Here is a 6,485-nt window from a genome sequence, read left to right on the forward strand (position 1 = left end):
CACCGGACCTTGAGCCCGCCCAGACCCCCGGGCGGGAAAGGAGCACCCGCGTGAAACGTCGAACCCCCCTGATCGTCGCGCTGGCAGCGGGAACAGCCGCCGCGTCAGCCATGGTCGCGGTGGCCCAGCCGGCCACTGCTCAGCCGAGCGACCCGGCGGCCGCGGCGAAGACGGCGGCCACCAAGGCCGACGCGCTCGTCGCGAGCAAGCCGTCGGTCCTTCAGGCGAGCAGCTACGACACCTTCCAGCAGCAGAAGGTGATCTCGTCGCACGGCCTCAACTACGTCCCCTACCTCCGCAACTACAAGGGCCTTCCGGTCGAGGGCGGCGACCTCGTCGTCATGACCGACGCCAACGGGGCAACCAAGTTCACCTCGGTAGCGCAGTCGAGCCCGATCGGCGAGCTGTCCGTCACGCCGAAGCTGAGCGATGCGGACGCCGCGGCGATCGCCAAGAAGCAGCTCAAGTCAGTGTCCAAGGTGGAGGGCACCAAACTCGTCGTGGTGGCGCCGGAGGGCTCGGCCGCGAGGCTCGCCTGGCAGACGACGGTCGACGGCATCGGCGCCGAGGGTGTCAGCCGGCTCTCCGTGAACGTCGACGCCCTGACCGGCGCCGTGCTCAGCACCAAGGAGCACGTCATCGACGTTTCCGGCACCGGCACCGGCTGGATCAACGGGTCGGTCACCATCGACACCACCCTCTCCGGTTCGACGTACTCGATGCGGTCCTCGACCCAGTCGACGATGCAGTGCCAGGACGCGTCGACCAACACGACGTTCAGCGGGACCGACAACGTCTGGGGCAACGGCACCGGCACCAACAAGGAGACCGGCTGCGTCGACGCCCTGTACGTGGGTGAGAAGCAGACCGCGATGCTCTCCGCGTGGCTGGGCCGCAACGGGCAGAACGGCTCGGGCGGGGCGTGGCCGATCCGGGTCGGCCTGAACGACCAGAACGCGTACTACGACGGCAGCCAGGTGCAGATCGGCAAGAACACCGCCGGTCAGTGGATCTCGTCGGCGGACGTGCTGGGCCACGAGCTCGGCCACGGCATCGACGACTACACCCCGGGCGGTATCTCGGGCGGCAACACTCAGGAGTTCGTGGCCGACACCTTCGGCGCGGCGACCGAGTGGTACATCAACAACCCGAACGACCCGCCGGACTACACCGTCGGCGAGGAAGTCAACCTCGTCGGCAGCGGCCCGATCCGCAACATGTACAACCCGTCGGCGCTGGGCGACTCGAACTGCTACTCCTCGAGCGTCCCGTCGCAGGAGGTGCACGCCGCGGCCGGTCCCGGCAACCACTGGTTCTACCTGCTCGCGCAGGGCACCAGCGGCAACGGCCAGCCCGCCAGCTCGACCTGCAACAGCTCGACGGTGACCGGCCTGGGCATCCAGAAGGCCATCACCATCATGTACAACGCGATGCTGCTGAAGACCTCGAGCTCGTCGTACCTGAAGTACCGGACCTGGACGCTCACCGCGGCCAAGAACCTGTACCCGGGCAGCTGCACCGAGTTCAACACGGTCAAGGCGGCATGGGACGCGATCAGCGTTCCGGCCCAGTCGGCCGATCCGACCTGCTCCGGCACCACCACGCCGCCGACCGGCACCAACCTGCTCGGCAACCCGGGCTTCGAGAGCGGCGCCACCACCTGGTCGCAGACCTCGGGCGTCATCTCGACCGCGTCCGGTACCAACGTTCCCTACGCGGGCAGCTACTTCGCCTGGCTCGACGGCTACGGCACCACCCACACCGACACGCTGACCCAGTCGGTGACGATCCCGTCCACCGCCTCGACCGCGACGCTGAGCTTCTACCTGAAGATCACGTCGGCCGAGACCACCACGTCGACGGCGTACGACAAGCTGACCGTCAAGGCCGGCTCGACGACCCTCGCGACCTACTCCAACCTCAACAAGAGCTCCGCGTACGCCCTGAAGTCGTTCGACGTGTCCAGCCTCAAGGGACAGACCGTGACGATCTCGTTCAGCGGCGTCGAGGACTCCTCGCTTCAGACGTCCTTCCAGATCGACAACACCGCCCTCACCACCAGCTGAGGTCGTAAGACAAGGGAGGGCCGGCGCGTGCTCGCGCCGGCCCTCCGCCGTCACGGACGCACGTTGTGGTTGCCGGAAAAGAGATTGGCCGGGTCGTACTCGCGCTTGACCGCGACGAGCCGCCGGTAGGTCTCCTCCGGGTAGATCGCGGCGACGTCCTGATCGGTGGCCGAGCTGAGGAAATTGGCGTAGGCGCCGCTCACGTGCGGCCCGAGCCGCTCCCAGGTCGCCGTCTGCTCCTGGTTCACGGTGGCGGTCGTGACCATCAGCTCCGCCTGCCGGTGCGCGTACGCGGTGGCGTCGCCGGGGACCCGGGCCACCGCGCCGCCGACGCTGCGGACCGCGATTGCCGGCGACTGTCCCGACGCTCCGATCTCGACCAGAACCCGCAGCGCGTCGGACACCGACTCCCTGTCCACGAAAGCGCCGCGGCTGACGAACCGGAATCCGGGCGGCGGGACCAGCCCGTCCACGAGCACGTCGGCGTACGCCTTGAGCGTCACCTCGTCGGCGACCACCGTGCCGAGCCCGCGAATCGGGTCGAGAGCCCGCGCGGCGAGCGAGGGGTCGTCTCCGTCGTACGCGACGTGGACCTCGACCGGCGCCTGCGCGCCACCGGCGAACGGGTTGGCGAACGACGCGATCGACGTGAGCTCCTCCGGCGCCGTACGCATGTAGTCGGCCCACCCGTTCAGGACGTTGCCCGCCTCGGCGGCGGGGAAGGCGATCCGGCCGTGGAAGACGTCGGTCGTCGGGTGCGCGGCGAACTCGAACGCGGTCACGATCCCGAAGTTGCCGCCACCACCGCGAAGGGCCCAGAACAGCTCCGGGTTCTCGTCGGCGCTCGCCCGCACGAGGTCACCATCGGCCGTCACCACCTCGGCCGCGACCACGCTGTCCAGCGCCAGCCCGTACTTGCGGACCTTCCAGCCGATGCCGCCGGTCAGGGTCAGCCCGCCGACCCCGACGCTCCTGGTGTCGCCCGACGAGATCGCCAGGCCGTGCGGGGCCAGCGCCGTCGTGACCTGCCCCCACGTCGCGCCGCCACCGATCCGTACGACATGACGGTCTTTGTCGGTCAGCGAGACGTCGGCCAGGCGGCTCAGGTCGACCACGATGCCGTCGTCGTTGGTGCCGAAGCCGACGAAGCTGTGGCCGCCGCCGCGCACGGAAAGTTTCAGATCCCAGCCGGCGGCGAACGTGACGGCCGCCTGCACATCCCGGACGCTGCCGGGACGTACCACGAAGGCCGGGCTGCCGGATGCGAACAGCGAGCCACTCGCCGCCGCGTACTCCGCAGTCCCGGGCTCCAGAACTTCTCCACCCAAGTCTGTTTTCTTCATATCCGGCTGACGAAACGGACCGGACGGATGTGAGACCCGCGCGGCGTGACCTGTGTCTCCCCGCCCCTCTGGTGCGGCGGGAGCACAATGCGAGTTGTGACGAGTGAGACGCTGGTCGGCCGGGTCGGCACGGTGATCACCGCGATCCGCGGCGGCGGGCGCGCCGGAGAGGTACGCCTGCTGGTCCAGGGCATAGCGCACTACTACCTCGCGTACGCCGCGACGCCGGTCCCCACCGGGTCCGAGGTTCTCGTCATCAACAACCGTGGCGCGCGCCAGATCGACGTCGAGCCATGGCCCGTCGAAGAAGGGCTGTAGAAGTGTTCGGTTATCGGGTGCCCGCCCCCAACGAGGCGTTGCTGATCAGTGGCCGCAAACAACGGGGTGCGGACGCGTTGCCGTTCAAGATCGTCACCGGGCACGGCGTCTTCGTCGCGCCCATCATCTCCAAGGCCACCCGGCTCACGCTGGCCATGCAGGAGGCCGAGGTCGCCGAGGACTGCTACACCCAGCAGGGCCTCACGCTGTCCGTCGAGGCGATCATCGCCTTCAAGGTCGGCGACGACCACGAGTCGATCGCCGCGGCCGCCCGCCGCTTCCAGGGCGACCAGGGCCAGATGCCCACGCTCGTCGGCCGGATCTTCTCGGGCCACCTGCGCAGCATCATCGGCAGCATGACCGTCGAGTCGATCATCCGCGAGCAGCAGACGCTCGCCGACGCGATCGTCGACGCCAGCAAGCCCGAGATGGCCCGGATCGGGCTGGCGGTCGACTCGCTGCAGATCAGCAGCATCGACGACAAGGGCGTCGGCTACATCAAGGCGCTCGCGGCGCCGCACCAGGCCCGGGTCAACCAGGAGGCGAAGGTCGCGCAGGCCGCCGCCGACCGCCAGAGCGCGATGGCCCAGCAGGAGAGCATCCGGCACCAGGCCGAGTACGCGCGGCAGACCGCGATCGCCAAGGCCGAGTACCAGGCCGAGATCGACCAGGCCCAGCAGACCGCCGCACAGTCCGGCCCGCTCGCCGCCGCCCGCGCCGCTCAGGACGTGATCAAGGAGCGCGCGCTGGTCGCCCAGAAGAACGCCGAGCTGCGCGAGGCCGAGCTGATCGCCGAGGTGATCCGGCCGGCCGAGGCCGAGGCCGAGCGGATCCGGGCGCTGGCCCGCGCCGAGGCCGACGCCACCAAGATGTCCGCCGAGGCCGCGGCGGCCCAGGGCCGGATCGCGCTCGATCAGGCGATCATCGACAAGCTGCCGGACATGCTGCGGGCCGCGGCCGAGGGCCTGCAGGGCGCGAACGTGACGGTGCTGGACGGCGCCGAGGGGCTCAACAGCGTTGTCGCGTCGCTGGCCGCGCAGGGCATGACCATGCTCGAAACCCTGCGGAAGGGTCTGCACCCCGAGCCCGGCACGGCGATCACCCCGATCGGGCCCAAGTCGGCGGCGTGAGAAACGGCCCGGCCGCCACCTCGCGGCCGGGCTGTTATGTTGGGCCGCGTGCCTTCGCTCCGCAAACTCGTTCTGGCCGGCCTGAGCGTCGCCGCGGTCGCGGCCTGCTCCTCGTCACCCAAGGCCGAACCGGCCTGGGTGGGCTCGGTGAAAAGCCTCGAGCCGACCTCGGCGCCTTCTCCGGCGCCCAGCCCGTCGGCCGCCGCCAAGCCGAAGGCAGCCGCCGTCGTCAAGATCACGTACACGTTTCCGGTGGTCGGCAAGAGCTCGTACGCGCACACCCACCACGATTACCAGGCCACCGACGTCATGACCGCCTGCGGCAACCGCTTCGTGGCCGTGACCAGCGGCGTCGTCCTGGCCGTCAGCAAGAAGGACACGTGGTCGCCCAAGGTCAACGCGGGCGCCACCCGGGGCGGCCTGTCCGTCTCCCTCCTGGGCGACGACGGCGTGCGCTACTACGGATCGCATCTCTCGGCGATCGATAAGGCCATAAATCCGGGTGTACGGGTCAAGAGCGGTCAAACCCTCGGAAAGACCGGCGACACCGGCGACGCGAGCGCCTGCCACCTGCACTTCGGGATCTCGCCGCCGTGCGCCAAGACCGGTGACTGGTGGAACCAGCGCGGCACGCTCTACCCCTGGCCGTACCTGGACTCCTGGCGCAAGAAGGGCCAGAAGTCCCCGGTGGCGGCGGTCAAGGCCTGGCAGCAGAAGCACGGCTGCCCCAAGGCGCCGACCGTCGACAAGTAGCGCTTCGGGTCGCGCCGGGTGCAGGGCGGTTTACCCGCTCACCGCCCGGCGCTCCTCCCCGATCGGTATTCACGTCACCGATCGCCAGGAGGAAACACTTGAAGCGTCTCGTTGCCATCGCCGCGCTCGCCGCCATCCCGACCCTGTTCGGCGCGCCGGCCTTCGCGGCCAGCACGGCCTCCGCCCCCACCGCGGCCTCCGCCCCCACCGCGGCCTCCGCCCCCACCGCGGCCTCCGCCGCCACCGCGGCCTCCGCCACCGCGGCCTCCGCCACCGCGGTCGCGAAGCCGTCGGCCGAGGTCATGACGGGGTACGAGAACGAGGTCGTGCGCCTGACCAACGTGCAGCGCACCGCGAAGGGCTGCAAGGCCCTGCGGATCGACGAGCGGCTCCGCACGGCCGCCCGCGCGCACAGCACCGACATGGTGACGCGCAACTTCTTCAGCCACACCGGCTCGAACGGCAGCAACTTCGTCGCCCGCGAGGCGGCGGCCGGCTACCCGAGCCGGAGCGCGAGCGCCGAGAACATCGCCTGGGGCTACCGCACCCCGAAGGTCGTCGTCACCGGCTGGATGAACAGCCCCGGCCACCGCGCCAACATCCTCAACTGCGGCAGCGTCGCGGTGGGCGTCGGCCTGGCCTACACCAAGGGCGGCGCGCCCTACTGGACCCAGGACTTCGGCCGCTCCTGACCGCGGCCTGGGCCACCCTCGGCAGCACCGACCCGGCCGCCCGCGGCCCCGACCAGGGCCTGATCATGGCGGCCCCTCGACAGCGAGTGGGGGGGGGGGGGGGGGGGGGGGGGGGGGGGCCCCCGGCCCGGGGGGGGGGGGGCGGCGGCGGCCCCCCCCCGGCCCCCGGCCGCCGGGCGCCGC

Annotated in this window: 7 protein-coding genes (1 of these 7 running past the window's edge); 5 read left to right on the forward strand and 2 right to left on the reverse strand. The window is 70.5% G+C overall.

From position 1 onward, the window contains the following. Positions 1 to 110 precede the first annotated feature (110 nt). Positions 111 to 2,066 carry a M4 family metallopeptidase gene (locus ACIA5D_RS26395; protein ID WP_396033082.1) on the forward strand — a complete coding sequence of 652 codons (1,956 nt, stop codon included), beginning with the start codon at positions 111 to 113 and terminating at the stop codon, positions 2,064 to 2,066. Positions 2,067 to 2,116: 50 nt separating this feature from the next. Here ACIA5D_RS26395 and ACIA5D_RS26400 read toward each other — a convergent pair whose 3' ends face one another. After that, the gene (locus ACIA5D_RS26400) at positions 2,117 to 3,394 is read right to left on the reverse strand and encodes an FAD-binding oxidoreductase (protein ID WP_396032869.1); all 1,278 of its coding nucleotides are present in this window, start codon (positions 3,392 to 3,394) and stop codon (positions 2,117 to 2,119) included. A 102-nt stretch (positions 3,395 to 3,496) separates the two neighbouring features. Here ACIA5D_RS26400 and ACIA5D_RS26405 point away from each other — a divergent pair, with 102 nt between their 5' ends. From ACIA5D_RS26405 to ACIA5D_RS26420, 4 genes are all read left to right on the forward strand, one after another. Beyond that, positions 3,497 to 3,727 carry a hypothetical protein gene (locus ACIA5D_RS26405; RefSeq protein ID WP_396032870.1) on the forward strand — a complete coding sequence of 77 codons (231 nt, stop codon included), beginning with the start codon at positions 3,497 to 3,499 and terminating at the stop codon, positions 3,725 to 3,727. A gap of 17 nt (positions 3,728 to 3,744) precedes the next feature. Next, complete coding sequence (locus ACIA5D_RS26410; protein WP_396032871.1) at positions 3,745 to 4,857, forward strand: SPFH domain-containing protein; 1,113 nt, start codon at positions 3,745 to 3,747, stop codon at positions 4,855 to 4,857. Between the two features lie 48 nt (positions 4,858 to 4,905). After that, entirely contained in the window at positions 4,906 to 5,610 is a 705-nt protein-coding gene (locus tag ACIA5D_RS26415; protein ID WP_396032872.1) for a M23 family metallopeptidase, read from the forward strand. A gap of 98 nt (positions 5,611 to 5,708) precedes the next feature. Next, a complete protein-coding gene (locus ACIA5D_RS26420) occupies positions 5,709 to 6,302 on the forward strand; it encodes a CAP domain-containing protein (RefSeq protein ID WP_396032873.1) in 594 nt (197 codons plus the stop codon). On the opposite strand, the gene ACIA5D_RS26425 is transcribed toward ACIA5D_RS26420, so the two are convergent. After that, on the reverse strand, positions 6,272 to 6,485 hold the final stretch of the coding sequence (locus ACIA5D_RS26425; RefSeq protein WP_396033083.1) for a glycosyltransferase. The gene runs 695 nt beyond the window's last position; the window shows 214 of its 909 coding nt (coding positions 696–909); its start codon lies off the right edge, out of view; the stop codon is at positions 6,272 to 6,274. The genes ACIA5D_RS26420 and ACIA5D_RS26425 overlap by 31 nt on opposite strands.

This window comes from Actinoplanes sp. NPDC051513, assembly GCF_044454685.1.
GTDB lineage: Bacteria > Actinomycetota > Actinomycetes > Mycobacteriales > Micromonosporaceae > Actinoplanes.